The sequence below is a fragment of the Streptomyces sp. NPDC023157 genome, assembly GCF_055560575.1.
On record NZ_JBVHIL010000005.1, the window covers coordinates 399,456 to 425,984 of the forward strand.

Annotated in this window: 26 protein-coding genes and 1 tRNA gene; 14 read left to right on the forward strand and 13 right to left on the reverse strand. The window is 70.9% G+C overall.

All coding sequences use genetic code 11. The features are described 5' to 3' along the window. The first annotated feature begins 107 nt into the window (after positions 1 to 107). The 6 genes from paaA (at position 108) to ACZ3ZE_RS20475 (ending at position 4,969) form a co-directional block, all read left to right on the forward strand. Entirely contained in the window at positions 108 to 1,124 is a 1,017-nt protein-coding gene (paaA, locus tag ACZ3ZE_RS20450; protein WP_361620905.1) for a 1,2-phenylacetyl-CoA epoxidase subunit PaaA, read from the forward strand. After that, complete coding sequence (gene paaB, locus ACZ3ZE_RS20455; RefSeq protein WP_361168481.1) at positions 1,121 to 1,408, forward strand: 1,2-phenylacetyl-CoA epoxidase subunit PaaB; 288 nt, start codon at positions 1,121 to 1,123, stop codon at positions 1,406 to 1,408. The genes paaA and paaB overlap by 4 nt, the downstream gene beginning before the upstream one ends. After that, entirely contained in the window at positions 1,405 to 2,139 is a 735-nt protein-coding gene (gene paaC, locus ACZ3ZE_RS20460; protein WP_361168478.1) for a 1,2-phenylacetyl-CoA epoxidase subunit PaaC, read from the forward strand. The genes paaB and paaC overlap by 4 nt, the downstream gene beginning before the upstream one ends. Next, on the forward strand, positions 2,133 to 2,660 hold the full coding sequence (gene paaD, locus ACZ3ZE_RS20465) for a 1,2-phenylacetyl-CoA epoxidase subunit PaaD (RefSeq protein WP_361168475.1): 528 nt from the start codon (positions 2,133 to 2,135) through the stop codon (positions 2,658 to 2,660). The genes paaC and paaD overlap by 7 nt, the downstream gene beginning before the upstream one ends. Beyond that, the gene (locus tag ACZ3ZE_RS20470) at positions 2,661 to 3,749 is read left to right on the forward strand and encodes a 2Fe-2S iron-sulfur cluster-binding protein (RefSeq protein ID WP_467260034.1); all 1,089 of its coding nucleotides are present in this window, start codon (positions 2,661 to 2,663) and stop codon (positions 3,747 to 3,749) included. It abuts the gene before it with no gap. Between the two features lie 86 nt (positions 3,750 to 3,835). Continuing rightward, complete coding sequence (locus ACZ3ZE_RS20475) at positions 3,836 to 4,969, forward strand: acyl-CoA dehydrogenase family protein (RefSeq protein ID WP_467260037.1); 1,134 nt, start codon at positions 3,836 to 3,838, stop codon at positions 4,967 to 4,969. 12 nt (positions 4,970 to 4,981) lie between these two features. On the opposite strand, the gene ACZ3ZE_RS20480 is transcribed toward ACZ3ZE_RS20475, so the two are convergent. The 4 genes from ACZ3ZE_RS20480 to ACZ3ZE_RS20495 all read right to left on the reverse strand — a co-directional run bounded on the left by ACZ3ZE_RS20480 (position 4,982) and on the right by ACZ3ZE_RS20495 (position 9,301). Beyond that, a complete protein-coding gene (locus tag ACZ3ZE_RS20480) occupies positions 4,982 to 5,326 on the reverse strand; it encodes a rhodanese-like domain-containing protein (protein WP_361168465.1) in 345 nt (114 codons plus the stop codon). Positions 5,327 to 5,391: 65 nt separating this feature from the next. Beyond that, positions 5,392 to 6,423 carry a hypothetical protein gene (locus ACZ3ZE_RS20485; protein ID WP_467260040.1) on the reverse strand — a complete coding sequence of 344 codons (1,032 nt, stop codon included), beginning with the start codon at positions 6,421 to 6,423 and terminating at the stop codon, positions 5,392 to 5,394. Between the two features lie 139 nt (positions 6,424 to 6,562). After that, on the reverse strand, positions 6,563 to 8,029 hold the full coding sequence (locus ACZ3ZE_RS20490; protein ID WP_361620909.1) for a DUF2252 domain-containing protein: 1,467 nt from the start codon (positions 8,027 to 8,029) through the stop codon (positions 6,563 to 6,565). Between the two features lie 144 nt (positions 8,030 to 8,173). Then, positions 8,174 to 9,301 (reverse strand): ABC-2 transporter permease, encoded by a 1,128-nt coding sequence (locus ACZ3ZE_RS20495; RefSeq protein ID WP_442303594.1) that lies wholly within the window; start codon positions 9,299 to 9,301, stop codon positions 8,174 to 8,176. Positions 9,302 to 9,415: 114 nt separating this feature from the next. Here ACZ3ZE_RS20495 and ACZ3ZE_RS20500 point away from each other — a divergent pair, with 114 nt between their 5' ends. After that, the gene (locus ACZ3ZE_RS20500; RefSeq protein WP_363290530.1) at positions 9,416 to 9,889 is read left to right on the forward strand and encodes a MarR family winged helix-turn-helix transcriptional regulator; all 474 of its coding nucleotides are present in this window, start codon (positions 9,416 to 9,418) and stop codon (positions 9,887 to 9,889) included. Between the two features lies 1 nt (position 9,890). Here the strand turns inward: ACZ3ZE_RS20500 and ACZ3ZE_RS20505 are convergent, their stop codons facing one another. The 3 genes from ACZ3ZE_RS20505 to ACZ3ZE_RS20515 all read right to left on the reverse strand — a co-directional run bounded on the left by ACZ3ZE_RS20505 (position 9,891) and on the right by ACZ3ZE_RS20515 (position 12,724). Next, the gene (locus ACZ3ZE_RS20505) at positions 9,891 to 10,553 is read right to left on the reverse strand and encodes a response regulator transcription factor (RefSeq protein WP_361169076.1); all 663 of its coding nucleotides are present in this window, start codon (positions 10,551 to 10,553) and stop codon (positions 9,891 to 9,893) included. 73 nt (positions 10,554 to 10,626) lie between these two features. After that, positions 10,627 to 12,357, reverse strand: coding sequence for a sensor histidine kinase (locus ACZ3ZE_RS20510; protein ID WP_363290584.1), 1,731 nt, complete (start codon positions 12,355 to 12,357; stop codon positions 10,627 to 10,629). Between the two features lie 280 nt (positions 12,358 to 12,637). Then, positions 12,638 to 12,724 (reverse strand) — tRNA-Leu (locus tag ACZ3ZE_RS20515). 469 nt (positions 12,725 to 13,193) lie between these two features. Here ACZ3ZE_RS20515 and ACZ3ZE_RS20520 point away from each other — a divergent pair. From ACZ3ZE_RS20520 to pknB, 6 genes are all read left to right on the forward strand, one after another. Then, positions 13,194 to 14,111 (forward strand): DUF3662 and FHA domain-containing protein, encoded by a 918-nt coding sequence (locus tag ACZ3ZE_RS20520; RefSeq protein WP_361168453.1) that lies wholly within the window; start codon positions 13,194 to 13,196, stop codon positions 14,109 to 14,111. Positions 14,112 to 14,121: 10 nt separating this feature from the next. After that, a complete protein-coding gene (locus ACZ3ZE_RS20525; RefSeq protein WP_361168450.1) occupies positions 14,122 to 14,646 on the forward strand; it encodes an FHA domain-containing protein FhaB/FipA in 525 nt (174 codons plus the stop codon). Positions 14,647 to 14,831: 185 nt separating this feature from the next. Beyond that, a complete protein-coding gene (locus ACZ3ZE_RS20530) occupies positions 14,832 to 16,322 on the forward strand; it encodes a Stp1/IreP family PP2C-type Ser/Thr phosphatase (RefSeq protein WP_361168447.1) in 1,491 nt (496 codons plus the stop codon). Between the two features lie 28 nt (positions 16,323 to 16,350). Next, positions 16,351 to 17,793 (forward strand): FtsW/RodA/SpoVE family cell cycle protein, encoded by a 1,443-nt coding sequence (locus ACZ3ZE_RS20535; protein ID WP_361168444.1) that lies wholly within the window; start codon positions 16,351 to 16,353, stop codon positions 17,791 to 17,793. Beyond that, complete coding sequence (locus ACZ3ZE_RS20540) at positions 17,790 to 19,256, forward strand: peptidoglycan D,D-transpeptidase FtsI family protein (protein ID WP_361168441.1); 1,467 nt, start codon at positions 17,790 to 17,792, stop codon at positions 19,254 to 19,256. Before ACZ3ZE_RS20535 ends, ACZ3ZE_RS20540 begins: the two co-directional genes overlap by 4 nt. A gap of 157 nt (positions 19,257 to 19,413) precedes the next feature. Continuing rightward, positions 19,414 to 21,381, forward strand: coding sequence for a Stk1 family PASTA domain-containing Ser/Thr kinase (gene pknB, locus ACZ3ZE_RS20545; protein WP_361168438.1), 1,968 nt, complete (start codon positions 19,414 to 19,416; stop codon positions 21,379 to 21,381). A 115-nt stretch (positions 21,382 to 21,496) separates the two neighbouring features. Here pknB and ACZ3ZE_RS20550 read toward each other — a convergent pair whose 3' ends face one another. The 6 genes from ACZ3ZE_RS20550 to ACZ3ZE_RS20575 all read right to left on the reverse strand — a co-directional run bounded on the left by ACZ3ZE_RS20550 (position 21,497) and on the right by ACZ3ZE_RS20575 (position 25,898). Next, a complete protein-coding gene (locus tag ACZ3ZE_RS20550) occupies positions 21,497 to 22,174 on the reverse strand; it encodes a class E sortase (RefSeq protein ID WP_361168435.1) in 678 nt (225 codons plus the stop codon). A 39-nt stretch (positions 22,175 to 22,213) separates the two neighbouring features. After that, positions 22,214 to 23,482: a class E sortase gene (locus ACZ3ZE_RS20555; protein WP_467260042.1), complete on the reverse strand. Its 1,269-nt coding sequence runs from the start codon at positions 23,480 to 23,482 to the stop codon at positions 22,214 to 22,216. After that, a complete protein-coding gene (locus tag ACZ3ZE_RS20560) occupies positions 23,479 to 24,117 on the reverse strand; it encodes an aminodeoxychorismate/anthranilate synthase component II (RefSeq protein ID WP_361620912.1) in 639 nt (212 codons plus the stop codon). The genes ACZ3ZE_RS20555 and ACZ3ZE_RS20560 overlap by 4 nt, the downstream gene beginning before the upstream one ends. Next, positions 24,114 to 24,275, reverse strand: coding sequence for a hypothetical protein (locus tag ACZ3ZE_RS20565; RefSeq protein ID WP_361168429.1), 162 nt, complete (start codon positions 24,273 to 24,275; stop codon positions 24,114 to 24,116). Before ACZ3ZE_RS20565 ends, ACZ3ZE_RS20560 begins: the two co-directional genes overlap by 4 nt. 64 nt (positions 24,276 to 24,339) lie before the next feature. After that, complete coding sequence (locus tag ACZ3ZE_RS20570) at positions 24,340 to 25,086, reverse strand: class E sortase (RefSeq protein WP_442304594.1); 747 nt, start codon at positions 25,084 to 25,086, stop codon at positions 24,340 to 24,342. Between the two features lie 44 nt (positions 25,087 to 25,130). Then, the gene (locus ACZ3ZE_RS20575) at positions 25,131 to 25,898 is read right to left on the reverse strand and encodes a DUF881 domain-containing protein (protein ID WP_361620914.1); all 768 of its coding nucleotides are present in this window, start codon (positions 25,896 to 25,898) and stop codon (positions 25,131 to 25,133) included. 140 nt (positions 25,899 to 26,038) lie between these two features. Between ACZ3ZE_RS20575 and crgA the strand changes: the two genes are divergently transcribed. After that, positions 26,039 to 26,296, forward strand: coding sequence for a cell division protein CrgA (gene crgA / locus ACZ3ZE_RS20580; RefSeq protein WP_046908700.1), 258 nt, complete (start codon positions 26,039 to 26,041; stop codon positions 26,294 to 26,296). The last annotated feature ends 233 nt before the right edge of the window (positions 26,297 to 26,529 follow it).

The following is a 26,529-nucleotide window of genomic DNA, read 5'->3' on the forward strand; positions in this document are numbered from 1 at the left end:
CCCGCTCCCGATCGGCCCAAGCAGTTATCCACAGAGGTTGACACCATACGGGCCGCCGAACGACCATTGAAGTCATTCAACCGAACGATCGGTCGGTAGGGGGTCCGATGACCGCAGGTACGGCAGAGACGACAGTGACAGCGACACCGGCGACGACAGGGACGGCGGCGACGCACGCGGCCCTGGAAGCGGTGTTCGACGCCGCCGTCGCCGCCGACGAGCGCATCGAGCCCCGCGACTGGATGCCCGACGCCTACCGGGCGGGACTGGTCCGGCAGATCGCGCAGCACGCCCACTCCGAGATCATCGGCATGCAGCCCGAGGCGAACTGGATCACCCGCGCCCCCTCCCTCCGGCGCAAGGCGATCCTCATGGCCAAGGTCCAGGACGAGGCCGGCCACGGCCTCTACCTGTACAGCGCGGCCGAAACGCTCGGCACCAGCCGCGACGAGCTCCTCGACAAGCTGCACTCCGGCCGCCAGAAGTACTCGTCGATCTTCAACTACCCGACGCTGACCTGGGCCGACGTCGGCGCCATCGGCTGGCTCGTGGACGGCGCCGCCATCACCAACCAGGTCCCCCTCTGCCGCTGCTCCTACGGGCCGTACGCACGCGCGATGGTCCGGGTCTGCAAGGAGGAGTCCTTCCACCAGCGCCAGGGGTACGAGGCACTCCTCGCCCTCTCCCGCGGCACCGAGGCCCAGCACGCCATGGCCCAGGACGCGGTGGACCGCTGGTGGTGGCCCTCGCTGATGATGTTCGGCCCGCCGGACGACGAGTCGACCCACTCCGCCCAGGCCATGGCCTGGAAGATCAAGCGGCACTCCAACGACGAGCTGCGCCAGCGCTTCGTCGACATCGCCGCCCCGCAGGCCGAGTCCCTCGGCCTCACCCTGCCCGACCCCGACCTCAAGTGGAACGAGGAGCGCGGGCACTACGACTTCGGCCCCATCGACTGGGCCGAGTTCTGGGACGTCCTCAAGGGCAACGGCCCCTGCAACGAGGAGCGGCTCACCAAGCGCCGCCAGGCGCACGAGGACGGCGCCTGGGTCAGGGACGCCGCCGCGGCATACGCCGGGAAGCACACCGCGAAGCAGCACACGGACGGGGAGGCACGGGCATGACCACCGACGGATGGCCGCTGTGGGAGGTGTTCGTGCGCTCGCGCCGCGGACTGTCCCACACCCACGCCGGCAGCCTGCACGCGCCGGACGCCGAGATGGCCCTGCGCAACGCCCGCGACCTCTACACCCGCCGCAGCGAGGGCGTGTCGATCTGGGTGGTCCCCTCCACCGAGATCACCGCCTCCTCCCCCGACGAGAAGGACCCCTTCTTCGAGCCCTCGGCGGACAAGCCCTACCGGCACCCCACCTTCTACGAGATCCCGGACGGGGTGAAGCACCTGTGACCACGCAGCCCGCCACCGCCCCGGCCGCCGCCCTCGCCCTCGGCGACGACGCCCTCGTCCTCGCCCAGCGCCTGGGGGAGTGGGCCGGCAACGCCCCGGTCCTGGAGGAGGAGGTCGCCCTCGCCAACATCGCGCTCGACCTCCTCGGGCAGGCCCGCATCCTGCTCTCCCTCGCCGGCGACGAGGACGAACTGGCCTACCTCCGCGAGGAGCGCGCCTTCCGCAACTGCCAGCTCGTCGAGCAGCCGAACGGCGACTTCGCCCACACCATCGCCCGCCAGCTCTACTTCTCCACCTATCAGCGACTCCTGTACGGCGAGCTCGCGGCCGGCGACAGCCCCTTCGCCGGACTCGCCGCCAAGGCCGTCAAGGAAGTCGCCTACCACCAGGACCACGCCGAGCACTGGACCCTGCGCCTCGGCGACGGCACCGACGAGAGCCACCGGCGCATGCAGCGGGCCTGCGACGCCCTCTGGCGGTACACCGGCGAACTGTTCCAGCCCCTCGACGGCCTGGACATCACCCCCGACACCACCGCCGCGATGGAGCGCGCCTGGCTCGACTCGGTCACCGCCGTCCTCGAGAAGGCCACGCTCACCGTCCCCACCGGACCGCGCACCGGCGCCTGGAAGGCCGGCGCCGGCCGCCAGGGCCTGCACACCGAGTCCTTCGGACGGATGCTCGCCGAAATGCAGCACCTGCACCGCAGCCACCCGGGGGCGTCATGGTGACCACCACCCCGGCCGGCCCGGCCACGGCCCCGCCGACCCCGCTCGAAGAGGAACTGGCGCGCATCGCCGGCGCCGTCCCCGACCCCGAGCTGCCCGTCCTCACCCTCGCCGAACTCGGCGTCGTACGCGGTGTCCACGTCCTCGGCCCCGGCCGCGTCGAGGTCGAACTCACCCCCACCTACACCGGCTGCCCCGCGATCGAGGCGATGTCCTCCGACATCGAACACGCCCTCCACGCCCACGGAATGCCCGAGGTCAGCGTCGTCACCGTCCTCAGCCCCGCCTGGTCGACCGACGACATCACCGAGGAAGGGCGCCGCAAACTCACCGAGTTCGGCATCGCCCCGCCCCGCCCCCAGGGCCCCACCGGCGGCCCCATACCCCTCACCCTCGCGATCCGCTGCCCGAACTGCGGCTCCACCGACACCGAGCTCCTCAGCCGCTTCTCCTCCACCGCGTGCAAGGCACTCCGCCGCTGCACGGCCTGCCGCGAACCGTTCGACCACTTCAAGGAGTTGTAGATGCAGTCCTCAAAGACCGGACGGGCCGGATTCCACCCGCTCCGGGTCAGCGAGGTCGAGCAGCTCACGGACGACTCGGTGGCCGTCACCTTCGCCGTCCCGCCCGAGCTGCGCGAGACCTACCGCCATACCCCCGGCCAGCACCTCGCCCTGCGCCGCACCGGAACCAACGGCGAAGAGATCCGCCGCACGTACTCGATCTGCGCCCCGGCCGCCCCCGAGGGCGAGACCCCCGTCCTGCGCGTCGGCATCCGCCTCGTCGACGGCGGCGAATTCTCCACCTACGCCCTCAAGGAACTCGCCGTCGGCGACACCGTCGAGGTCATGGAACCCATGGGCCGCTTCGTCCTCGACCCGCGCCCCGGACACTTCGCCGCCGTCGTCGGCGGCAGCGGCATCACCCCGGTCCTGTCCATGGCCGCCACCCTGCTCGCCCGGCAGCCCGACGCCACGTTCTGCCTCGTGCGCAGCGACCGCACCGCGGCCTCCACGATGTTCCTCGACGAGGTCGCCGACCTCAAGGACCGCTTCCCCGACCGCTTCCAGCTGGTCACCGCGCTCTCCCGCGAGGAACAACAGGCCGGACTCCCCTCCGGCCGGCTCGACCACGAGCGGCTCACCACTCTGCTGCCCGCGCTGCTCCCGGTCGGCGACATCGACGGCTGGTTCCTGTGCGGCCCCTTCGGCCTGGTGCAGAACACCGAGCGGGCCCTGCGCGACCTCGGCGTCGACCGCGCCCGCGTCCACCAGGAGATCTTCCACGTCGACGACGGCTCCGCCCCCGCCCCGGCCCCCGCGGCGGACGCCCCCGCCGACGCGACCCTGACCGCCACCCTGCACGGCCGCTCCGGCAACTGGCCCGTCCAGCAGGGCGAAACGCTCCTGGAGACCGTGCTGCGCGCCCGGGCGGACGCCCCGTACGCCTGCAAGGGGGGCGTCTGCGGCACCTGCCGCGCCTTCCTCGTCACCGGCGAGGTCCGGATGGACCGCAACTTCGCCCTGGAGCCCGAGGAGACCGACGCCGGCTACGTGCTGGCCTGCCAGTCCCACCCGGCGACCCCGGAGGTCGAGCTCGACTTCGACCGCTGACGGACGGAGCCCGCCCATTCCCTTCCGGTAGAACCTGTTCTATGTTGACGATCCGTCAGATCGACAGGGCCGGAAGGGACAGGGCAGTGGACTTCACCTTCACCGAAGAACAGCACGCCGCCGTCGAGGCGGCCAGGGCCGTCTTCTCCGACGTCGCACCCGACGCCGTACCCAGCCCCGCCCTCACCCCCGGCGCGGTCGCCGACGACTACGACCGCCCACTCTGGGCCCGCCTCGCCACCGCCGACCTCCTCGGCCTCCTCCTCGACCCCGCCCACGGCGGCGCCGGACTCGACCCCATCGCGCTCTGCCTCGTCCTGCGCGAATCCGCCCGGGTCCTCGCCCGCGTCCCCCTGCTCGAAACCACCGCGGTCGCCCTCACCCTCCAGCGGTACGCCCCCGCCGAAACCGCCGCCGCCCTGCTCCCCCGCGTCACCCGCGGCGAACTCGTCCTCACCGCCGCCGCCCACGGCCGCACCGGACACGACCCGGCACCCCTCGCCGTCACCGCACACCGGGACACCACCGGCTGGACCCTCGACGGCCATACCAGCGCCGTCCCCTGGGCCCACCAGGCCGACCACATCGCCGTCCCCGCGCACACCCCCGACGGCAGGACCGTCCTCGCCCTGCTGCCCCGCACCCACCAGGGCCTCACCCTCGCCGACCAGTACGGCACCCACGGCGAACTCCTCGCCGAACTCCACCTCGACGGCGTCCACCTCGACCCCGCCGACGTCATCGACACCGAAGGCGCCTGGGAACGGCTCCGCGACCTCCTCGCCACCGGAACCTGCGCCCTCGCCCTCGGCCTCGGCGAACAAGTCCTCACCATGACGAGCCAGTACACCGGCAAGAGGGAACAGTTCGGCCACCCCGTGGCCACCTTCCAGGCCGTCGCCGTCCAGGCCGCCGACCGCTACATCGACCTGCGCGCCATGGAAGTCACCCTCTGGCAGGCCGCCTGGCGCCTCACCACCGACGCCGGCGGACCACTCCCCACCGGCGGAGACATCGCCGTCGCCAAGATCTGGGCCTCCGAAGGCGTACGCCGCGTCGTCCAGACCGCCCAGCACCTCCACGGCGGCTTCGGCGCCGACACCGACTACCCCCTGCACCGCTACCACGCCTGGGCCAAGCACCTCGAACTCGCCCTCGGCCCCGCGGCGGCCCACGAGGAGGAACTGGGCGACCTGCTGGCCGCCCACCCCCTCACCTGAACTCCCGCCGGCCTACAGCACGTACGCGGGGCTCCCGCCGTCCGCGACCATCGGGCGCCCCGCACCCTCCCAGGCCAGCATCCCGCCGTCCACGTTCACCGCGTCGATGCCCTGCTGCACCAGATACTGCGTGACCTGCGCCGAACGGCCACCCACCCGGCACATCACGAACGCCCGCCGCCCGTCGGCCACGGCCTCCGTCACGTCACCGAACCGCGCCACGAAGTCGCTCATCGGCACGTGCAGCGCACCCTCGACATGACCGGCCGCCCACTCGTCGTTCTCACGGACGTCCAGCACCAGAGCATCGGCCGGCACGGAGGCCGCGTCCACCGACGGCAGCGGGGCGAAATTCATGGGACAGGCCTTCTCTCTCACACGACGGTGGCACCCCGCGGACGCGGACGCCGAACCATCGAAACCTACTGCACCGACCGCACCAGCACGTCGAGCTCCGCCTCACGCTCGGAGACCTGCGCCAGCAGCTGCTCCGCGATCTCCTCCAGCAGCCGGTCGGGATCGTCCGGAGCCATCCGCAGCATCGCGCCGATGGCACTGTCCTCCAGCTCCCGGGCCACCCCCGACAGCATCTCCTTGCGCTGCGACAGCCACTCCAGCCGCGCGTACAGCTCCTCGCTCTCGCTCAGCCGCAGCTCCGGCACCGGACCGGCCGCCCACTCCTCGGACAGCTCCCGCAGCAGAGCCTCGTCGCCACGGGCGTAGGCCGCGTTCACGCGCGTGATGAACTCCTCACGCCGCTGCCGCTCGCCCTCTTCCCGCGCCAGATCCGGATGCGCCTGCCGCGCCAGCTCGCGGTACAGCTTGCGCACCTCGTCGGACGGCCGCACCCGCTTCGGCGGCTGCACCGGCCGGTCGGTCAGCATCGCCGCCGCCTCGGCCGAAAGCCCGTCGGAGTCCATCCAGTCGTGGAACAACTCGTCCACCCCGGGCATCGGCATGACCGCGGCCCGCGCCTCCTGAGCCCGCCGCAGATCCTCCGGATCCCCGGTCCGCGCCGCCCGCGCCTCCGCGATCCGCGCGTCCAGCTCGTCGAGCCGCGCGTACATCGGCCCGAGCCGCTGGTGATGCAGCCGGGAGAAGTTCTCCACCTCGACCCGGAAGGTCTCCACCGCGATCTCGAACTCGATCAGAGCCTGCTCAGCCACCCGCACAGCCCGCTCAAGCCGAGCCTCAGGCCGCTCGTCGACGGGCGACTCGTCGGCGGGCCGCTCGCCAGCGAGCGGCTCGTCGGCAGATCGGTCGTCGACGGCTCGCTCGTCAGCGGCTCGCTCGTCAGCGGCTCGCTCGTCGACGGGTCGCTCGTCAGAGCGCTCACCACCAGGCTGTACGCCCTCGGGCGTCGCACCCTCAGGCAGCACGCCCTCGGGCAGCTCCTCCGCGGGCCGCTCACCCTCGGACCCGCCACCCACGCCCTGGTCCATGCTCACGTCCACGCCCGTCCACGTCCTCGTTCCGGCTCGTCCCATCCAGCCTACGGTCCTTCGGGGGGGGCCTCCCCCCTCCCTCCCCCCCTCCACCCCCTCGCCCCCTCGCCCCCTCCCCCCCCCGCCCCCTATGAAGGCGGCCCAGGCGTCAGACGCCCAGTTCCGCCGTTATCCGTCCCGTGCGGATCGCCGACAGCAGATCCTCGTGGTCCGCGGTGGTGCGGTCCGCGTAGGCGATGGCGAAGGCCGCGACGGCCTCGTCGAGCTCTTCGTTCTTGCCGCAGTAGCCGGCTATCAGGCGCGGGTCGGCGCTGTGGGCGTGGGCCCGGGCCAGCAGGGCGCCGGTCATGCGGCCGTAGTCGTCGACCTGCTCGGCGGTCAGGGCGGCCGGGTCGACGCTGCCCTTGCGGTTGCGGAACTGGCGCACCTGGTACGGCCGACCCTCGACGGTGGTCCAGCCGAGCAGGATGTCGCTGACGACCTGCATCCGCTTCTGCCCGAGCACCACCCGCCGCCCCTCGTGCCCCGCGTCCGGGACGGTGAAGCCGGCCGCCGGCAGGTAGGGCAGCAGCGCCGAGGGGCGGGCCTCCTTGACCTGGAGGACCAGTGGCTCGCCCCGGTGGTCGAGGAGCAGCACCACGTAGGAGCGGGTGCCGACGCTGCCGGTGCCGACGACGCGGAACGCAACGTCGTGGACGGCGTACCGCGCGAGCAGCGGCAGCCGGTCCTCGGACACGGTCCCCAGGTACTCGCCGAGGGCGGCGGCGACGGCCGCGGCCTCTTCGTCGGGCACCCGGCGCAGTACGGGTGGTGCGTCGACGAAGCGTCTGCCGCCGCCTTCCTCGTCGGTGACGGCCTCGGTCGAGCGGGCGGCGAACCGTGCGCTGGTGTTGTTGCGGGCCTTCGCGGAGACCCGTTCCAGGGTGCCTATGAGGTCGCGGGCGTCGGTGTGGGAGACGAGTTCCTCGTCGGCGATGGCGTTCCAGGCGTCGTGTGCGGGGAGCCGGGCGAGGAGCCGCATGGTGCGGCGGTAGGCGCCGACGGTGTCGAAGGCGGCGGCGCGGCACATCTCCTCGTCGGCGCCGACCTCGCGTCCGGCGAGCACGAGGGAGGTGGCGAGCCGTTTGAGGTCCCACTCCCAGGGGCCCACGACGGTCTCGTCGAAGTCGTTGAGGTCGATGACGAGGCGTCCTCGGGCGTCGCCGTAGAGGCCGAAGTTGGCGGCGTGCGCGTCGCCGCACAGCTGGGCGGCGATGCCCGTGACGGGGGAGCCGACGAGGTCGTGGGCCATGAGTCCGGCGGAGCCTCGCAGGAAGGCGAAGGGGCTCGCCGCCATCCTGCCGACGCGTATCGGTGCGAGTGCGGCGACGCGGCCGCGGCTCGATTCCTCCACGGCGGCCACGGCGTCGGGCCGTCCCGCGGCGAGGACGAGCGTGCTGTGCGAGGCCCGGGGGACGTCGCGGCGCAGTTCCTTGCCGCGCTGCTTGGCGGAGCCGGCGGCGGTGGCCTCGGTGCCGCCTGCCGTGCGCCGGGCGAATCCGGGCACGTGCGGGATCCGCCCGTCCCCGTGGGTGTGCGCGCGCTGCCCCGGAACCGTTGTCCTGGTCTCGTCCATGGGACGACCTCCCCCGACTCTTGCCTGTCCGCCAACATCAACTTCGTCGACTGGGCATGAAGGTACCGCCGGGGTCGCCAGGCCGTCTTCCCCTGTGGACAACGGCCTGTGGACAACTCTTTCCGAGGGTCGGACCGCCTGGGGTCAGACCCCGACGGCCTCCTCCATCTCCTCCTCGGCGTCCCGCTCGGAGCCGTGCTCGACGTCCCGCTCGGCACCCTTCTCAGCGCCCTTCTCGATCGTCTTCTCCGGCGTGTGTTCCGCTGCTCGTGTCCGCCGGGCCTCGGTCGTGCCCGCGAGGACGGTGAGCAGGACTCCGGCGAGGAACCAGAGGCTCAGCACGAGGACGTTGCGGCCGAGGGCGTCGCCGGCGAAGTAGACGTGGCCGCGGACGCCCTCGACGAATCCGGCGCCGTTCCAGAACGCGTGCAGCGAGCCGAAGAAGCCGGGCTGGAGTTCGGGGCGGTAGATGCCGCCGGAGCTGGTGAAGTTGAGCATCACGAACAGGACCATCACGCCGAGGGTGGTCCAGCGCTTGAGGAAGGTGTGGAGTCCGACGCCGATCAGGAGGATGCCGGCGCTGTACAGCCACGACAGGGCCCAGACGCCGCCGAGTCCCTGGTCGACGAGGTGGAAGAGCGGTCCGGCGAAGACGGTGCCGATGAGGCTGACGACGAGGGACATGCCGGCGGCCAGGAGGGCCCTGATCCGCATGGGCAGTACGGCGCCGGCGCCGCCGATGACGGCGACGGAGGCGTACGAGCCGATGCTGAGGGCGACGAGCAGGAAGAAGATGCCCTGGCCGGTGGGGTCGCCGGAGGCGACGGGTGCGACGTCGGTGACCTTCAGGGGTTCGCCGTGGGTGGCGGCGACCTTGGTGAAGACCTTCTCGACGGCCATGGCGCTGGTGTCGGAGGAGCCGGAGGCCACCAGGAGCTCAGGCCCCGCGGCCGCCCCACCACCGGGTATGTACGCGCCGAAGCTGGCCCGGTCGCGCAGGTGGGCGGTGGCGGTGGCGCGGTCGGGGACGGTGCGGACATCGAGGGCGCCGTCGCCCTTGTCCTGGAGGGTCTGGGCGAGGACCTGGGCCTGGGGGCCGGAGCCGACGATGTCGACGCGCAGGTCGTGGGGCTGCGGGGCATGGAAGGCGCCCAGGTAGGCGAGGCCCATGCCGACGCACATCAGCAGGGGGGTGAGCAGATGCCCGAGGACGTGGCGCAACGCTCCCTGGGTGGTCTGTCCTGCGGATCCTGCGGACACCGGAACCTCCATGGTTGGCTTTTACAACTAAATAACCGTTGTACTATACAACCGAAGAGGGGGATCGGGCCACGGGCCCGGCCATCAGGTCCGCCCAACGGGTCCCTCGGCGACAAGGAGCGCACCATGAGCGACGGCGCGCGGGAGACATCCCTCGACATCATCGAGCGGGAGCTGACCGCCTTCGCCCGCCGGGCGCGGGCCGCGGCCGCCCGGCTCCACCCGGAGCTGCCGCTGGTCTCGTACACGCTCCTCGCCCACATCGACGACCAGCAGGGTTGCCGGGCCACGGACCTGGCCGCCCACTACCTCCTGGACAAGTCGACGGTCAGCCGTCAGGTCGGCGCCCTGGAGAAGCTGGGTCTGGTCGAGCGGCGGCCCGATCCGGACGACCACCGGGTCCAGGTGCTGCACCCCACCGAGAAGGGCACCCGGCTGCTCGCCTCCACCCAGGCCAGCCGCCAAGCCGCCTACGGGGAACGCCTGAAGGACTGGTCGGCCGACGACCTCGCCCACTTCGCCGCGTACCTGCTCCGCTACAACGCGGCGGGCGGCGCCGGTCTCCCCGACACCAAAGGGCTGAGTGACACCAAGGGCTGAGTCAGAGGCGGGCGTCCCGCGCGAGCAGGGCCGCCTGGACCCGGTTCTCGCAGCCCAGTTTGGCGAGGATGCGGCTCACATAGGTCTTCACCGTCGCCTCGCTCATGTGCAGCCGACGGCCGGCGTCCGCGTTGGACAGTCCCTCGCCCAGCAGGGCCAGCACCTCGCGCTCCCGTTCGCTGAGCGCCGCCACCCGGGTCCGCGCCTCCTCCGCCCGGGCCGCCTCCCGCCCGGAGGCCAGCTGCTCGACCACGTGCCGGGTGGCGGCGGGGGAGAGATACGCGTCACCCGCCGCCGCGGCCCGTACGGCACGGATCAGTTCGGCCGGGGCGGTGTCCTTGAGGAGGAACCCGGCCCCTCCGTGCTCCAGCGCCCGCAGCACGTTCTCCCGCTCACCGAACGTCGTCAGCACGATCACCCGCGTCGACGGCGCCGACCGGCGCAGCTCCGGGAGGGCGGAGAGCCCGTCGAGCACGGGCATCTGGATGTCGAGCAGCAGGACGTCGGCGGCGTGGGCGCGGGCCAGGTCGACGGCCTCCCGGCCGTTCGCCGCCTCCGCGACGACCTCGATCTCCGGGTCCGAGGTGAGGATCATCCTGATCCCGGCCCTGATCAACGGCTCGTCATCGGCGATCACGACCCTGATGTGCCGGCTCCCTGCCACAGCCACAGCAACTCCCCCACGGCTCACTCACGAACACGGGCCCGCATCCGGGCCCCGCCGGCATCGGTCGTGCCTAGCGCACGACCTCGTACGACTTCTTCTCGATCAGCTTGCCGTCCTTGAAGCAGAACCGGAAAACGGGCTCGCTGTCCATGCTCTCGCCGGTCTCCGAGCTCATCAGCACCAGGCACGAGGAACCCTCGGGCTCCTTGGGGCCCTTGCCGTGCAGACCGGTGGTGGCGATGGTGTCACCCGAAGGAAGCCGGTCGCGTACGTCCTGCTCGCTCTGGCCGACCTTGACGGCGTCGTACTCGCCCGGGCCGATCATCCCCTTCTGCATCGACCCCATCAGGAAGTAGAGGCCGAAGCCGCCCGCCACCAGCAGCAGCACGAGGGCGGCGAACGCGATCCCGCACCCGATCGCTATCCCGCTGCCCGTGCTCCTGCCCCTGCCCGCGCGCATCGCCATCGCCCACTCCCGTTCGGTCACCGTCCAGTCGGCCTTTCCGACCGCGGCCCGACCACCGTCGCGCGAGCGGGGCCACCGCGACTGCTGCCGGAAGTCGTCGGCCGCATCGACGAAAGGATCGGCCGAGGAAGAGGGACGGTGGGGGCCGCCGGCGGACGGCGCGACGCCGAGTTCGATGCCTGCCGTGAGCAGGTCCGGCTCGACGTACGGGGCGGCTTCCACCGACCCGTACGGCAGGACGCCCGCTACGCGGAAGCCGCCGCCGTCCGCCGGGCCGGCGTGCACGATGCCGCCGACCAGCCGGGCCCGCTCGTGCAGTCCGGTGAGGCCCTGTCCGCCGCTGACGACATCGGTCGGCTCGGCCGTCGCCGGTTCGTTGAGGACCTCCACGACGAACGCGTCCGGCTCGTACCGCACTTCGACGGCTATGGGGGCGCCCGGCGCGTACTTGTAGGCGTTCGTCAGGCCTTCCTGGACGATCCGGTACGCGGCGTGGTCCACGGCCGGGGCGAGCGGCCGGGTCTCCCCGTGGCGGGCGAGCTCGATGGTGGTCCCGGCGGACCGGGCGGCGGCCACGAGTCCTTCGATGCCGGCGGTCCCCCTGGCCGCCTTGCCCGTCTCGTCGCCGGGCCGCGTCACGGACGGGCCGCCGGTCTCGTCGGGCGCCTCCACCCCGTCCCGGAGGATGCCGACGACCTCGCGCAGCTCGTGCATGGCGTCCACGGAGGCGTTCCGCAGCACGCCGACGGCCTCGCGCTGGCGGTCGGTCAGGTTCGGGTCCACCTCCAGGGCACCCGTGTGCACCGAGATCAGCGCCAGTTGGTGCCCGAGGCTGTCGTGCATGTCCTGCGCGATCCGCTGCCGCTCGCGCAGCCTGGCCTGCCCGGCGACCATCGCCCGCTCCCTGATCAGCTGGGCGTTGCGCTGCTGCAGGGCGTGCAGCAGGGTCCGGCGCTGGGTCCAGTAGCGGTGGGCGAGACCGGGCGCGAGCGTCGTCGCCAGGAAGTACAGCGTGCTGATGAACGCGAGCGTGAGGATCATGCGCTGGTCCCACGCCTCGATCACCGTGCCCGCGATGTTCAGCACGTACGCGGCGGTGAACGCGACCAGCGCCCGTCCCGCGCCCGCTATGTAGCGGCCGGCGGACCAGCCGATGAGGATCAGCAGCGCCAGGAAGCCCGGCACGAACGGCGCGAGGAACGACGTGACGATGAGCACGGTCGCGGGGAGCCGGCGGCGCAGCAGCGACAGCACGGCGGAGCCCAGGGCGACGGCGGCGAGCGTCCATCCCTCGCCGCCGAGCATGTCCTGGGTGCCCGCGGCCAGCAGCGCCATGACGACGGCGAGGACCAGCTCGCCGGCGGTCCTGCGCCTCGACCACTGACCGGGCACCACGAACCACCGCCGGGCGGCTTCGGACCATGTCCTGATCTTCGGAGGAGCTTCCACGTCCGCACGATAGGCGGCGCCCCGGCCCGCCCGCCGTCCTCTTTCGTCGCTCCCCGCACCGACGAACGTCGCACCCTCCGACGCCCGTCACCAGGCATCCGTCCCCAACCACGCAGAAGAACAACGCAGAAGCCCCGTAGATCTTTCGATCTACGGGGCTTCCGTCTGGTGCGCGAGGGGGGAGTTGAACCCCCACGCCCTTTCGGGCACTGGAACCTGAATCCAGCGCGTCTGCCTATTCCGCCACCCGCGCATTGGGTGTGCTCCGAGCTTCTTGGCTTTTTGGCCCGTCCGCCTGGCGACATCTGAAGATTAGCACGTCGGGGACGGCGGATTCACATCCGTTGTTTCGCCCCCGCCTCGGATGACTAGGAGTGGGGAGGAAGCACGAGCAAGGGGACGACGAGGGACGGCGGGGGGGGGCGGTGCGGGACGGCGGGGGGGGGCGACGCGAGACGGCGCGGGACGACGGAAGAGGAAGGAACGGCACCGGCCGAGAAGCACGAGTGACGCGCGGGGCCCTCCTGCTCCGCCGCCGGGTGCGGGACACTGTCCACAGGCCACCTCTACGATCCATGGGGAAGGTCTGCCGAAAGGTCTGCGGAAGGTCTGTGAGAGGTGACACTCGTCCACAGGGCAGAGAAGGGGAACCAGCCGATTTCCCGACGCGTGGATACGATCAGTAAGCAGTACCAGGACGACAACGACGGAGGAGGTGCCCCATGGGAGTCATGAAGCGGTTCGAGCAGCGACTCGAAGGTCTGGTCAACGGCACCTTCGCCAAGGTCTTCAAGTCCGAGGTCCAGCCCGTCGAGATCGCCGGCGCGCTCCAGCGCGAGTGCGACAACAACGCGACGATCTGGAACCGCGAGCGGACGGTCGTCCCCAACGACTTCATCGTGGAGCTGAGCGCGCCGGACTACGAGCGCCTCAGCCCGTACTCGGGTCAGCTCGGCGACGAGCTCGCCGGTCTGGTCCGGGACTACGCCAAGCAGCAGCGGTACACCTTCATGGGGCCGATCAAGGTCCACCTGGAGAAGGCCGAGGACCTCGACACCGGTCTGTACCGGGTGCGCAGCCGTACGCTCGCGTCGAGTTCGTCACAGTCCCAGCCGTCCCCGCAGTCCCCGCCGCCGCAGAACGCGCCCGGTGGGTACCCGCAGGGGCCCCAGGGTCACCAGCAGCCGGCCCGCGGTGGCTACGGCTACCCGCAGGGCGGTCCGCCGGCCGGTGCTCCGCCGATGCCCGCGGCCCCGCCGCCGGGTGCCCCGGCCATGCCCGGGCACCGTCCGGCGACTCCGGCCACGGCCCGCCCCGGCGGTGCGGCCGCGGCGCCCGCGGCGACGGGTGCGGGCGGCCAGGTGCGCCGTTGGATCGAGATCAACGGCACCCGTCATCAGATTTCCCGCCCGACTCTGGTCCTCGGCCGCAGCACCGACGCGGACGTGAGGATCGACGATCCCGGCGTCTCCCGCCGGCACTGCGAGATCCGGACCGGAACGCCCTCGACGATCCAGGATCTCGGGTCCACCAACGGCATCGTGGTGGACGGGCAGCACACCACCCGCGCTACGCTCCGCGACGGCTCGCGGATCGTCGTGGGCAGCACCACCATCGTTTACCGGCAAGCCGAAGGGTGAAGCGGGGGCAATGTCAGAGCTGACCCTGACGGTCATGCGGTTGGGTTTCCTGGCCGTTCTGTGGCTGTTCGTGATCGTGGCCGTCCAGGTCATCCGTAGTGACCTCTTCGGCACACGGGTCACCCAGCGCGGTTCGCGCCGCCAGGAGGCGCGTCCGCAGCAGAACGCGCGCCAGGCGGCGCCTCCGCAGCAGCGCGGCCAGCAGAGCGCGAGCGGCGGAGGCGGGCGCCAGCGGCGCGGCGCCCCGACGAAACTCGTCGTCTCCGAGGGCACCCTCACCGGCACGACGGTCGCCCTGCAGGGGCAGACCATCACGCTGGGCCGGGCCCACGACTCGACGATCGTGCTGGACGACGACTACGCGTCCAGCCGGCACGCGAGGATCTACCCGGACCGGGACGGCAATTGGATCGTCGAGGATCTCGGGTCCACGAACGGCACGTATCTCGACCGGACCCGTCTCACCACCGCGACGCCGATTCCGCTGGGCGCGCCGATCCGCATCGGCAAGACCGTCATCGAGCTTCGGAAGTAGTGCTACGTCATGATTGAGCGCGAGCGGAGCATGCGCGCCGGGAGGGTCCCCACGACGGGCCGTTCCGAGCGGCGCGTGGCAGCCCGGCCAGCGGGCCAGGGCGGGCACGGGCTCCCGACCGGAGGGTGGGCAGTGTGGCTCGAGACCGGCGGCACCCCGAGTCGGCGCCGACAGGGCAGGTGGGCATGAGTCTGTCCCTGCGTTTCGCCGCGGGCTCGCACAAGGGCATGATCCGCGAGGGCAACGAGGACTCCGGTTACGCCGGTCCCCGGCTGCTCGCCATCGCCGACGGCATGGGCGGCCAGGCCGCCGGTGAGGTCGCCTCGTCCGAGGTGATCTCCACGCTGGTGACGCTCGACGACGACGTCCCCGGCTCCGACATCCTCACCTCGCTCGGTACGGCGGTGCAGCGCGCCAACGACCAGTTGCGGATGATGGTCGAGGAGGACCCGCAGCTGGAGGGCATGGGCACGACGCTCACCGCCCTGCTGTGGACGGGTCAGCGCCTCGGTCTGGTGCACGTCGGCGACTCGCGCGCCTATCTGCTGCGGGACGGCGTGCTCACGCAGATCACGCAGGACCACACCTGGGTGCAGCGGCTCGTCGACGAGGGCCGGATCACCGAGGAGGAGGCGACGACGCATCCGCAGCGTTCGCTGCTGATGCGGGCGCTGGGCAGTGGCGATCACGTCGAGCCCGATCTCTCCATCCGCGAGGTGCGGGCCGGCGACCGCTATCTGGTCTGCTCCGACGGCCTGTCGGGTGTGGTGTCGCACCAGACGCTGGAGGAGACCCTCGCCAGCTACCAGGGTCCGCAGGAGACCGTGCAGGAGCTGATCCAGCTCGCGCTGCGCGGCGGCGGCCCGGACAACATCACGGTGATCGTGGCCGACGTCCTGGACGTCGACGGCGGCGACACCCTCGCCGGTCATCTCAGCGACACCCCCGTGATCGTGGGCGCGGTCGCCGAGAACCAGGCGCAGCTGAACGACGGCGGCGCGATGCACACGCCCGCGGGGCGGGCCTCCGGGCTCGGCCGGCCGGCGCCGCACCAGCAGCCGCCGGCCGGTGGTTTCGGCCCGCCCGGCAGCGGTGACGACCACGGCTACGGCGGGATGCCGCCGCAGGGCTCCTTCGGCGCGTACGTGGACGACGACTTCGTCAAGCCGCGGTCCGCGGGACGCCGCTGGCTGAAGCGGTCGTTCCTGCTGGTGCTGGCGCTCGCCGTGGTCGGCGGTGCGCTGTACGGCGGTTACCGCTGGACGCAGACGCAGTACTACGTGGGCTCGAAGGACGAGCACGTGGCGTTGTACCGGGGTATCAGCCAGGACCTGGCGTGGGTGAAGCTCTCGGAGGTCGAGACGGACCACCCCGAGATCGAACTCAAGTACCTGCCGGAGTACCAGCGCAAGCAGGTCGAGGACACCATCGCCGGCGGCAACCTCGACAAGGCGCGGACGAAGATCTCCGAGCTCGCGGTGCAGGCCACGGCCTGCAAGAAGACCGAGGAGCGCCGTAAGGCGGCCGCCGCCGCCCCGGACAAGCCGAGCACGCCGCGCGGCACGGAGAACAACGCGTCGCCGAACCCCACCAAGCCCACCACAGCCGCACCGTCCCCGGGTCCGACCCTGTCCGCGGAGGAGCAGAAGCTGGCCTCGAACTGCGGCAAGCAGTAGGCAGACCCGTAGGGGGCCTTTCACCACCATGAGCGTTGTCACCAACACGACCACGATCGGCGCCATCGAGGCGCCGAGCCGCCGGAACACCGAGCTGGCGCTGCTGGCTTTCGCCGTCGCCATCCCGGTCTTCGCGTACCTGAACGTCGGTCTGGCGATCGACGGCAAGGTGCCGCCCGGCATGCTCGGTTACGGGGCGGGCCTGACCCTGCTCGCGGGCGTCGCGCACCTCGTGGTGCGCAAGTTCGCGCCGTACGCGGACCCGCTGCTGCTGCCGCTGGGCACGCTGCTCAACGGGCTCGGCCTGGTGCTGATCTGGCGTCTCGACCAGTCGCCGCGGCTGATCCAGCGGGCGACGAGCGCGTACGGCTCGTTCAGCCCGGACGCGCCGAAGCAGATGCTGTACTCGGCGATCGGCATCGCCATGTTCGTGGGTGTGCTGCTGGTCCTGAAGGACCACCGGGTGCTCCAGCGGTACACGTACATCTCGATGGTGGCGGCCCTGGTGCTGCTGCTGCTGCCGCTGGTGCCGGGCCTCGGTTCGGACGTGTTCGGCGCCAAGATCTGGATCAACGTCGCCGGTTTCTCCATCCAGCCCGGTGAGTTCGCGAAGCTGGTCCTGGCCGTGTTCTTCTCCGGCTATCTGATGGTGAAGCGGGACGCGCTGGCGCTGGCGAGCCGCCGGTTCATGGGTCTCTACCTGCCGCGTGGCCGCGACCTCGGCCCGATCGTGACGATCTGGGCGGTCAGCCTCCTCATCCTGGTCTTCGAGAACGACCTCGGTACGTCGCTGCTGTTCTTCGGCATGTTCGTGATCATGCTGTACGTGGCGACGGAGCGGACCAGCTGGATCGTCATCGGTCTGCTGATGTCCGCGGGCGGCGCGGTGGTCGTCGGTTCGACCGCGAGCCACGTGCAGTCGCGTGTGGCCGCCTGGCTCGACCCGTTCGAGTGCCTGAAGACGGCCCCCCCGAACGGCAACATGGCCAACGCCTGTGACCAGATGACGCAGGTCCTGATGTCGTTCGGTTCCGGCGGCATCCTCGGCACCGGCCTCGGCCAGGGCAACTCGGACCTGATCGGCTTCGCCGCGAACTCCGACTTCATCTTCGCCACGGTCGGCGAGGAGCTGGGTCTCGCCGGCGTCATGGTCTTCCTGCTGCTGTACGGCCTGATCATCGAGCGTGGTGTGCGGACCGCCCTCGCGGCCCGCGACCCCTTCGGCAAGCTGCTCGCGATGGGCCTGTCGGGCGCGTTCGCGCTGCAGGTCTTCGTCGTCGCCGGCGGTGTGATGGGCCTCATCCCGCTGACCGGTATGACGATGCCGTTCCTCGCCTACGGTGGTTCGTCCGTGATCGCCAACTGGGCGCTGATCGGTGTCCTGATCCGGATCAGCGACACCGCGCGGCGCCCCGCGCCCTCCCCCGCCCCGAATCCCGACGCCGAGATGACGCAGGTGGTCCGTCCGTGAACAAGCCCCTGCGCCGGGTCGCGATCTTCTGCGGCCTGCTGGTCCTCGCGCTGCTGCTGCGGGACAACTGGCTCCAGTTCGTCCGTGCCGACGAGCTCAACGCGAACTCGAAGAACAAGCGGGTGCAGATCGAGCGGTACTCCAACGAACGCGGGAACATCATCGTCGACGGCAAGCCGATCACCGGCTCCGTCGACTCCGGTGACACCTTCTACGCGTACAAGCGGACGTACGTCGACGGCCCGATGTGGGCGCCGGTGACGGGTTACGCCTCGCAGGCGTTCGACGCCAACCAGATCGAGAAGATCGAGGACGGCATCCTCACCGGCAACGACGACCGGCTGTTCTTCGACCGCACGCTCTCCATGTTCACCGGGGAGAAGAAGAAGGGCGGCGACGTCGTCACCACCCTGAGCGGGGCCGCTCAGCGGGCCGCGTTCAAGGGTCTCGGCAGCAAGACGGGCGCGGTCGTCGCCATCGAGCCGTCGACGGGCAAGATCCTGGCGCTGGCGTCCACCCCGTCGTACGACCCGGGGTCCTTCGCCGGCTACCACGACAAGGACGCCCAGGCGTGGCAGGCGCTGGAGAAGGACAAGAACAAGCCGAAGCTGAACCGCGCGCTGCGCGAGATCTACCCGCCCGGTTCCGTCTTCAAGGTCGTCACGGCCGCGGCGGCGCTGGAGAGCGGCAAGGTCACCGACATCAACGCGGCGACGGACACCCCCGAGGGCTGGAAGATCCCGCTCTCCACGGTGCCGATGAAGAACCACGCGAGCGGCTGCACCAACGCCAGCCTGAACGAGGCGCTGCGGGTCTCCTGCAACTCGGTCTTCGCGAAGCTGGGTGACGACGTCGGCCGGGACAAGATGGTCGAGATGGCGGAGAAGTTCGGTTTCAACGCCGAACAGTTCATGCCGGTGCGTTCCGCAGCCTCCGTGTACGACAAGAAGGCCGACCGCGGTGGCAACGCGCTGTCGTCGATCGGCCAGTTCAACACGGCGACCACCCCGCTGCAGATGGCGATGGTGACGGCGGCGATCGCCAACGACGGCAAGCTGATGAAGCCGTACATGATCGACCAGCTGCGGGCGCCGAACCTGGACATCATCAAGAAGACCGAGCCGGAGGAGCTGAGCCGCCCGGTCTCGCAGAGCACCGCGCAGCAGCTCCAGGCGATGATGGAGAACGTCGTCGAGAAGGGCACCGGCGCCAACGCCGCCCTGGACATCGACGGGGTGCGGGTCGGCGGCAAGACGGGTACGGCGCAGCACGGCGAGAAGAACGCCAAGCGGCCCTACGCGTGGTTCATCTCCTACGCCAAGACCGACCAGGGTTCGCCCGTCGCGGTCGCCGTCGTCGTCGAGGACTCGGCGGGCACGGACCGTGAGGACATCACCGGTGGCGGCCTGGCGGCCCCGATCGCCAAGGCCGTGATGAAGGCGGTACTGAAGAGCAAGAGCTGAGCCGATCCCGGGGTCCGGGGCCGCATACCGGTCGGGTATCAGGTGGCGGCCGACGGACGAAGCGCCGTCCCGCGGCCGGTAGCGTATGCGCGAACAGCACACACCGCCGGACCACACACGGGTGCGGTCGGGACAGACGGAGAGGGCTGGAGAAGCTATGGAAGAGCCGCGTCGCCTCGGCGGCCGGTACGAGCTGGGCTCGGTGCTCGGCCGTGGTGGCATGGCCGAGGTGTACCTCGCTCACGACACCCGGCTCGGCCGCACCGTCGCTGTGAAGACGCTGCGGGCGGACCTCGCCCGTGACCCGTCCTTCCAGGCCCGGTTCCGCCGGGAGGCCCAGTCCGCCGCATCGCTCAACCACCCGGCGATCGTCGCGGTCTACGACACCGGCGAGGACTACGTCGACGGCGTCTCCATCCCGTACATCGTGATGGAGTACGTGGACGGGTCGACCCTGCGTGAGCTGCTGCACTCCGGGCGCAAGCTGCTGCCCGAGCGCACGCTGGAGATGACCGTCGGCATCCTCCAGGCGCTGGAGTACTCGCACCGCGCCCAGATCGTGCACCGGGACATCAAGCCGGCGAACGTCATGCTGACCCGTACCGGTCAGGTCAAGGTCATGGACTTCGGCATCGCGCGCGCCATGGGCGACGCGGGCATGACCATGACGCAGACGGCCGCGGTGATCGGCACGGCCCAGTACCTCTCCCCGGAGCAGGCCAAGGGCGAGCAGGTCGACGCCCGCTCCGACCTGTACTCCACGGGCTGCCTGCTGTACGAGCTGCTGACGGTCCGGCCGCCGTTCATCGGCGACTCGCCGGTCGCCGTCGCGTACCAGCACGTACGGGAGGAGCCGCAGCCGCCGAGCGTCTTCGACCCCGAGATCACGCCCGAGATGGACGCCATCGTCCTGAAGGCGCTGGTCAAGGACCCCGACTACCGCTACCAGTCCGCCGACGAGATGCGGGCCGACATCGAGGCCTGCCTCGACGGCCAGCCGGTCGCGGCGACCGCCGCCATGGGCGCGGTCGGGTACGGCGGCGGCTACGGCGGCTACCCGCCGGAGGACCAGCCGACGACGGCCCTGCGCCAGGCGGACCCGGCCGGCCAGACGACGATGCTGCCCCCGATGAACGGGGACGACGGCGGGTACGGCGGGTACGACGACCGTCCGGACCGGCGCCGGCAGAAGAAGTCCAACACCTCGACGATCCTGCTGATCCTGGCGGGCCTCCTGGTGCTGGTGGGCGCGATCTTCATCGGTGTCTCCCTCTTCGACAAGAAGGACGGCCCGCAGCAGGTCCCGGTCCCGCAGTTCGTCGGCAAGACGCTGAAGGAAGCACAGGGCCTCGCGGTCAACTCGCAGGTGAAGGTCGCGCAGACCGGCACCGAGCGCTGCGACCAGCCGAAGGGCGCGATCTGCAGCCAGACGCCGGCCTCGGACCCCACGGCGAAGATGAACATCAACGAGACGATCTCCGTCGTCGTCTCCGAGGGCGCGCCGCAGATCGAGGTGCCGGACGTCACGGAGAAGCAGCAGGAGGGCGCCGAGGAGCTGCTTCGCGGCAAGGGCTTCCAGGTCGTCGTGCAGACCGAGGAGTCCGACGAGGACCCGGGCAAGGTCCTCAAGCAGGACCCCGAGGGCGGCACGCAGGCGGAGAAGAACTCCAAGGTCACCATCACCGTGGCCAAGAAGCAGAAGTCGCAGCTGCCGGACGTCACCAGCCGCACCTACGACGTCGCCGTGCAGCAGCTGCAGGTCCTCGGCTTCACGAACGTCTCCCGGCAGGACGTGGACTCCGAGCAGCCGATGGGCACGGTCATCGACCAGACCCCGAAGGGCAACACGGACCAGTCCAAGGACGTGCAGATCGTGCTGAAGGTCTCCAAGGGCCCGCAGCAGAACACGCAGCCCGTCCCGCCGATCGTCGGCATGACGATCGACCAGGCCCGGGCCACCCTCACGGCGCTCGGCTACCAGCTGGGCAACGTCGACGGCCCGGCGGGCGGCGACGCCCGTATCAAGGAGCAGGACCCGCAGCCCGGCACGCAGGGCCAGCCGAACCAGGCGGTCAACGTGAAGACCGAGAAGGACGGCAACGGCGGCGGGGGCTGGTTCGGCTAGAACCGGCCCGCGCCCGCCCCGTAGGAGCAGGTCGCCTCGCATGAAGTAAGCCCCGGCATCCTGGATGCCGGGGCTTACTCGTTGTCCATGGGGGGGCGGGGGCGGCTCCGGGTGTCTAGCGCAGCTCCGCCGGCGGGGTGCGCCGGGCGTCGACCTTCTCGGTGCGTTCCAGCTCGCCCCAGACGATGTAGCGGAAGTCCGAGGTGTACATCGGGGTGCAGGTCGTCAGGGTGATGTAGCGGCCCGGGCGGGTCTTGCCGGACTCCTCGGGGACCGGCTGGAGGACGTCCACGTTGTACTTCGTGGTCTCCGGGAGCGTCTTGTAGACCTTGTAGACGTACCAGGTGTCCTTCGACTCGAAGACGATCGAGTCGCCGTTCTTCAACTTGTGGATGTTGTGGAACTTCGCCCCGTGCCCGTCGCGGTGCGCGGCGAGCGTGAAGTTGCCCTGCTTCTGCTGCGGCAGCGCCGACGTGACCGGGTCGGTGTAGTAGCCGGCGACGCCGTTGTTGAGGACCTCGCTGTCGGTGCCCTTCTTCACGAGCACCTCGCCGTTGCCCATCGCCGGCACGTGCAGGAAGCCGATGCCGTCCTTGGTGTCGAGCGCGCCGGGGCCGCTGTCGGCCCAGTGGTCACGGACCTGGTCGCCGTCCTTGTCGGCGGCCCGGTCGGCGATCACGTTGGTCCACCACAGCGAGTAGACGACGAACAGGCCGAGGACCAGGCCCGCGGTGATGAGGAGTTCACCGAAGACACTGATGAGCCCGGCGATCCGGTTGCGCGCACGTGACACTGGGTCGTCCCGTCGAAAAGTGGGTGGTCTCGGTGGGGCTCAGCCTACGAGCGCGGCCGGCTTCCCCTTGCTGCGCGGGCGTTCGTCGACCAGCTTTCCCCACACGATCATGCGGTACGTGCTCGTGAACTCGGGCGTGCAGGTGGTCAGCGTGATGTAGCGGCCCGGCCCGGTGAAACCGGAACCCTTCGGCACGGGGTCGATGACGGAGACGTTCGACGGCGAGGTCTGCGGCAGGATGCTCGCCATCTCGTACGTGTAGTACGCGTCCTGCGTCTCGACGACGATCGGGTCGCCGGGCTTCAGCTGGTTGATGTACCGGAACGGCTCGCCGTGCGTGTTGCGGTGGCCGGCGACGGCGAAGTTGCCCTGCTTGTCGGCGGGCATGGCGGTCTTCAGCTTGCCCTCGCCGTAGTGGCCGACCATGCCCTTGTCGAGGACCTTGGTCTTGCTGATGCCCTCGGCGATCGGGGCGACCACGTCCAGCTTGGGGATGTACATGATGGCGAAGCCCTGCCCGGGCTCGAAGGCGTCGGGCTGGCTCTCGCCCTGCGACCAGGAGTTCTCGATCTGCGCCTTGGCCTGGTCGGTCTCCTGCCCGGCCCGGACGTTCGTCCACCACAGCTGGTAGGTCACGAAGAGCAGCATGACCACGCCGAAGGTGATGAAGAGTTCACCGACGACCCGGCTGAGGACGACGCCCACGCTGTCCTTGGCGGCGCGGGCGGCCCGCCGCGCCTCGACACGGGAGAGCGGGGCGGCGGGCTCCGGCGCGGCGGCGGGCTCGGGCGCCCGCCCCTTGCGGCGGGCGGCCCGGCGCCGCTCGGCCCGTCCGGGCCCCGGCAGCGGCGCGGTGCCCTGCTCGGCGTACGGCGGCTCGGCATACGGCGGCTCGGCATACGGCGGCTCGGCGGCCACCGGCTCGTACGGCGGCTCGGTGTACGAGGGCTCGCTGTACGAGGGTTCGGTGTACCGCGGCTCGGCGGCCACCGGCTCGTACGGTGTCTCCGGCACCGGCTCGTACGGTGTCCCCGGCACCGGCTCGTACGGTGTCTCCCGCACCGGCTCGTACGGCCCCCCGTAAGCCGCCTCGTACGCCTCCTGGGGCGCTTGGGGCGGCTGAGGGACCTGATAGGCCTCCGGGGCCGGTATCGCCGCGTAGACGGCCGTCTCGGCCTCGTACGCGGGCGGCCTGGGCCCGGGGGCGTAGCCGTGCGGGGGTACGGGTCCGGGCGCGGGTGTCCGCTGGGGGTCCGGCTCGTCCTCCGGAGGGTTCGTCGCCCGGAACCACGGCGACCCGGCCGTCACGCGACGGCCTTGCCCACCACCGGCGCGAGTCCCGCCGACCGCGCGACGGCCCCCTTGTCGCCGCACTGCTCCAGCCAGTTGGCGAGCATCAGGTGGCCGTGCTCGGTGAGCACCGACTCCGGGTGGAACTGCACGCCCTCGACCGGCAGTTCCCGGTGGCGCAGCCCCATGATGATGCCGTCCTCGGTGCGCGCGGTGACCTCGAGCTCGGCCGGCAGGGCGGCGGGCTCGGCGGCCAGCGAGTGGTAGCGGGTCGCGGTGAACGGCGAGGGCAGGCCCTGGAAGACGCCCTTGCCCTCGTGGGTGACGGGCGAGGTCTTGCCGTGCAGCAGCTCGGGCGCGCGGTCCACGACCCCGCCGTAGGCGACGGCCATCGACTGCATGCCCAGGCAGACGCCGAAGACGGGCACCCCGGTCGCGGCACAGTGGCGCACCATGTCGATGCAGACCCCGGCCTGTTCGGGCGCGCCGGGCCCGGGGGACAGGAGCACGCCGTCGAAGCCGTCCTGAGCGTGGCCCAGCTCGACCTCGTCGTTGCGCAGCACCTCGCACTCGGCGCCGAGCTGGTAGAGGTACTGAACGAGGTTGAAGACGAAGCTGTCGTAGTTGTCGACGACGAGAATCCGCGCGCTCACTGGCCGTCCACCGTCACATCGTTGAACGGAAGCAGCGGCTCCGCCCAGGGGAACACGTACTGGAAGAGGGCGTAGACGACCGCGAGGACGAGCACGACCGAGATCAGTGCCTTGGCCCAGGCGTTGCCCGGCAGATGCCGCCAGATCCATCCGTACATGACGTCCGCCGCCCCTTCCGTTCGTTACGGGGACCAGAGTACGGGGCCCGGGGGCGCTGGGGGGTCAGCTGTCCAAAGCCTGTGGACGCCCGTCGGTCACGGGCTGGGTGGCGTCCAGGTGGGCCCAGGCGATCAGGCGGTGGCTGCTGCCCCACTCGGGGTCGCAGGTGGTGAGGGTGAGGTAGCGGCCGGGCCCGTGGAAACCGACCGCGCTTCTCTTCATGGGCCGGGGCACGGGCTCGATGACGCCGGTGTCGGTGGGCACGGTCCGGTAGGGCTCGCGGTCCACGCGGTACGTGAACCAGGTGGTGCCGTCGTTGAGGACGACGGCGTCGCCGCGGCGCAGCCGGGGGAAGTCCTTGAAGGGGTCGCCGTAGGTGCGCCGGTGGCCGGCGACGGCGAAGTTCCCGGTGTCGCCGAGGCGGGCGGTGCCGGTGTAGTGGCCGAGGCCCTTCTTCAGGGTGCCGGTCGAGGTGCCCTCCAGGACGGGCCACTCCCAGTCCTTGCCGAGCCGGGGCACGTACATGACGGCGAAGCCCTTGCCGGGCGTGTACGGCTTCGGGGGCGGCGCCGCGCGGGGGGCGCCGGCCGCCGCGACGGGGCGGTCCACCCACTCCCGCTGGAGGGTGTCGAGCTGGCCCGTGGTGGCGCTTTCGGCCTGCACTCCGGTCCAGTACAGGACGTACACGACGAAGAGGACGATCAGCGCTCCGGCGGTGATGCACAGCTCGCTGAAGCTCCGTACGGCCAGGCGCAGGGCCCGTCCTCCGGCCGGCGGTCCGGCCGGTCGCACCCTCGTCCCCGCCGTCACGGCACCCCGGCTCCCCCCGGTCGGCCGACCGGTCAGCTCACCGGTCAGCTCACCGGCTTCGCGTAGTGGAGGTCCACTGTGCCCGAGTAGCCGGGCAGAGTCACCGCCTTGTGCTCGTCGACTTTCCAGCCGAGGCCGTAGGCCTTCACGTACAGCTGGTAGTTCTGCAGGGCGGGGGAGTCGGCGAGGGCCTTGCTCAGCTTGCCGCGGTCACCGACAGCGGTGATCTTGTAGGGCGGCGAGTAGACGCGGCCCTGGAGGATCAGGGTGTTGCCGACGCAGCGGACGGCGCTGGTGGAGATGAGCCGCTGGTCCATGACCTTGATGCCCTGGGCGCCGCCCTTCCACAGGGCGTTGACGACGGCCTGGAGGTCCTGCTGGTGGATGACCAGGTCGTTGGCCTGCGGCTCGGGGTAGCCGGGGGCGGCCTGGGCGTTCGGCGGGGCGTCGTTCAGGGTGACGGTGAGGCCGGGGCCGGCCGTCTCGGTGGTGCCCGCGCTGCTCTCCAGGGCGCGCAGCCGCGCGTCCTGCGCCTGGGTGGAGCCGTCGTCGCGGGCGGCCAGGGCGTCGACCTGGCGGCGCAGGGCGGCGGTGGTCTCGTCGAGGCCGGCGTTCTTGTGGCTGCGCTCCTCGATCAGGTCCGAGAGCCTGAGGAGGGAGGCGTCGGTGCGCAGGTTCGTGCCCTTGGCGGTGTTGAAGCTGGTGACGAAGATCAGTCCGGCGAGGGCGAAAACGGCAGCGGTGAGGACCCGGACGGGGCGCCACCTCGTGGTTCGGCCCGGCCCTGTGGGAGTGTCGGCGGAATTGCTCAACGTACCCTGATCCCCTTCGGTGCCGTGGAACCACTACGCTAACGGACGCCCGGGGGACGCAGCGGTCCTCCTGCGTCACATCCCGGCGCCAGCCACAGTTCCCTGCGCGGTCACGCAGCGCATCGACAGGAGAGTCCCTCGTGCCGAAGTCACGGATCCGCAAGAAGGCCGACTACACGCCGCCGCCCGCCACCAAGCAGGCCGCCTCCATCAAGCTGACCAACCGCAGCTGGGTGGCGCCCGTGATGCTGGCGCTCTTCGCCATCGGTCTGGTGTGGATCGTGGTCTTCTACGTCACCGACGGCACGCTGCCGGTGAAGTCCATCAACAACTGGAACATCGTGGTCGGCTTCGGCTTCATCGCCGCGGGGTTCGGCGTCTCGACGCAGTGGAAGTAGCGGCTCACCCCGCCCCTCGTCAAGCTCTGCCCTGAGGTTATCCACAGCGTTGTGCACAGCACTGGATAACTTACGAAGATCTGTGGATAACTCCGAGGATGTTGACGCCGGTACGACCGCGACAACTCCGCCAAGAGAACTCCTCGCCCCTCACCTCTGAGAGAAAACACCTGCTCAGAGGCGGGGGGCGCAGTCATGTCCAGACCAAGGTGACGCTGTGGCCACGCATTGTG

What these genes read in the sequence shown, in the direction of transcription:
- ACZ3ZE_RS20525 (WP_361168450.1), top strand. Translation starts at nt 14,122, where the DNA reads ATGTCAGAGCTGACCCTGACGGTCATGCGGTTGGGTTTCCTGGCCGTT.
- ACZ3ZE_RS20520 (WP_361168453.1), top strand. Translation starts at nt 13,194, where the DNA reads ATGGGAGTCATGAAGCGGTTCGAGCAGCGACTCGAAGGTCTGGTCAAC.
- ACZ3ZE_RS20470 (WP_467260034.1), top strand. Translation starts at nt 2,661, where the DNA reads ATGCAGTCCTCAAAGACCGGACGGGCCGGATTCCACCCGCTCCGGGTC.
- ACZ3ZE_RS20500 (WP_363290530.1), top strand. Translation starts at nt 9,416, where the DNA reads ATGAGCGACGGCGCGCGGGAGACATCCCTCGACATCATCGAGCGGGAG.
- ACZ3ZE_RS20535 (WP_361168444.1), top strand. Translation starts at nt 16,351, where the DNA reads ATGAGCGTTGTCACCAACACGACCACGATCGGCGCCATCGAGGCGCCG.
- ACZ3ZE_RS20495 (WP_442303594.1), bottom strand. Translation starts at nt 9,301, where the DNA reads ATGGAGGTTCCGGTGTCCGCAGGATCCGCAGGACAGACCACCCAGGGA.
- ACZ3ZE_RS20565 (WP_361168429.1), bottom strand. Translation starts at nt 24,275, where the DNA reads ATGTACGGATGGATCTGGCGGCATCTGCCGGGCAACGCCTGGGCCAAG.
- paaB (WP_361168481.1), top strand. Translation starts at nt 1,121, where the DNA reads ATGACCACCGACGGATGGCCGCTGTGGGAGGTGTTCGTGCGCTCGCGC.
- ACZ3ZE_RS20490 (WP_361620909.1), bottom strand. Translation starts at nt 8,029, where the DNA reads ATGGACGAGACCAGGACAACGGTTCCGGGGCAGCGCGCGCACACCCAC.
- paaA (WP_361620905.1), top strand. Translation starts at nt 108, where the DNA reads ATGACCGCAGGTACGGCAGAGACGACAGTGACAGCGACACCGGCGACG.
- paaD (WP_361168475.1), top strand. Translation starts at nt 2,133, where the DNA reads ATGGTGACCACCACCCCGGCCGGCCCGGCCACGGCCCCGCCGACCCCG.
- ACZ3ZE_RS20530 (WP_361168447.1), top strand. Translation starts at nt 14,832, where the DNA reads ATGAGTCTGTCCCTGCGTTTCGCCGCGGGCTCGCACAAGGGCATGATC.
- pknB (WP_361168438.1), top strand. Translation starts at nt 19,414, where the DNA reads ATGGAAGAGCCGCGTCGCCTCGGCGGCCGGTACGAGCTGGGCTCGGTG.
- ACZ3ZE_RS20510 (WP_363290584.1), bottom strand. Translation starts at nt 12,357, where the DNA reads ATGGCGCTGCTGGCCGCGGGCACCCAGGACATGCTCGGCGGCGAGGGA.
- ACZ3ZE_RS20480 (WP_361168465.1), bottom strand. Translation starts at nt 5,326, where the DNA reads ATGAATTTCGCCCCGCTGCCGTCGGTGGACGCGGCCTCCGTGCCGGCC.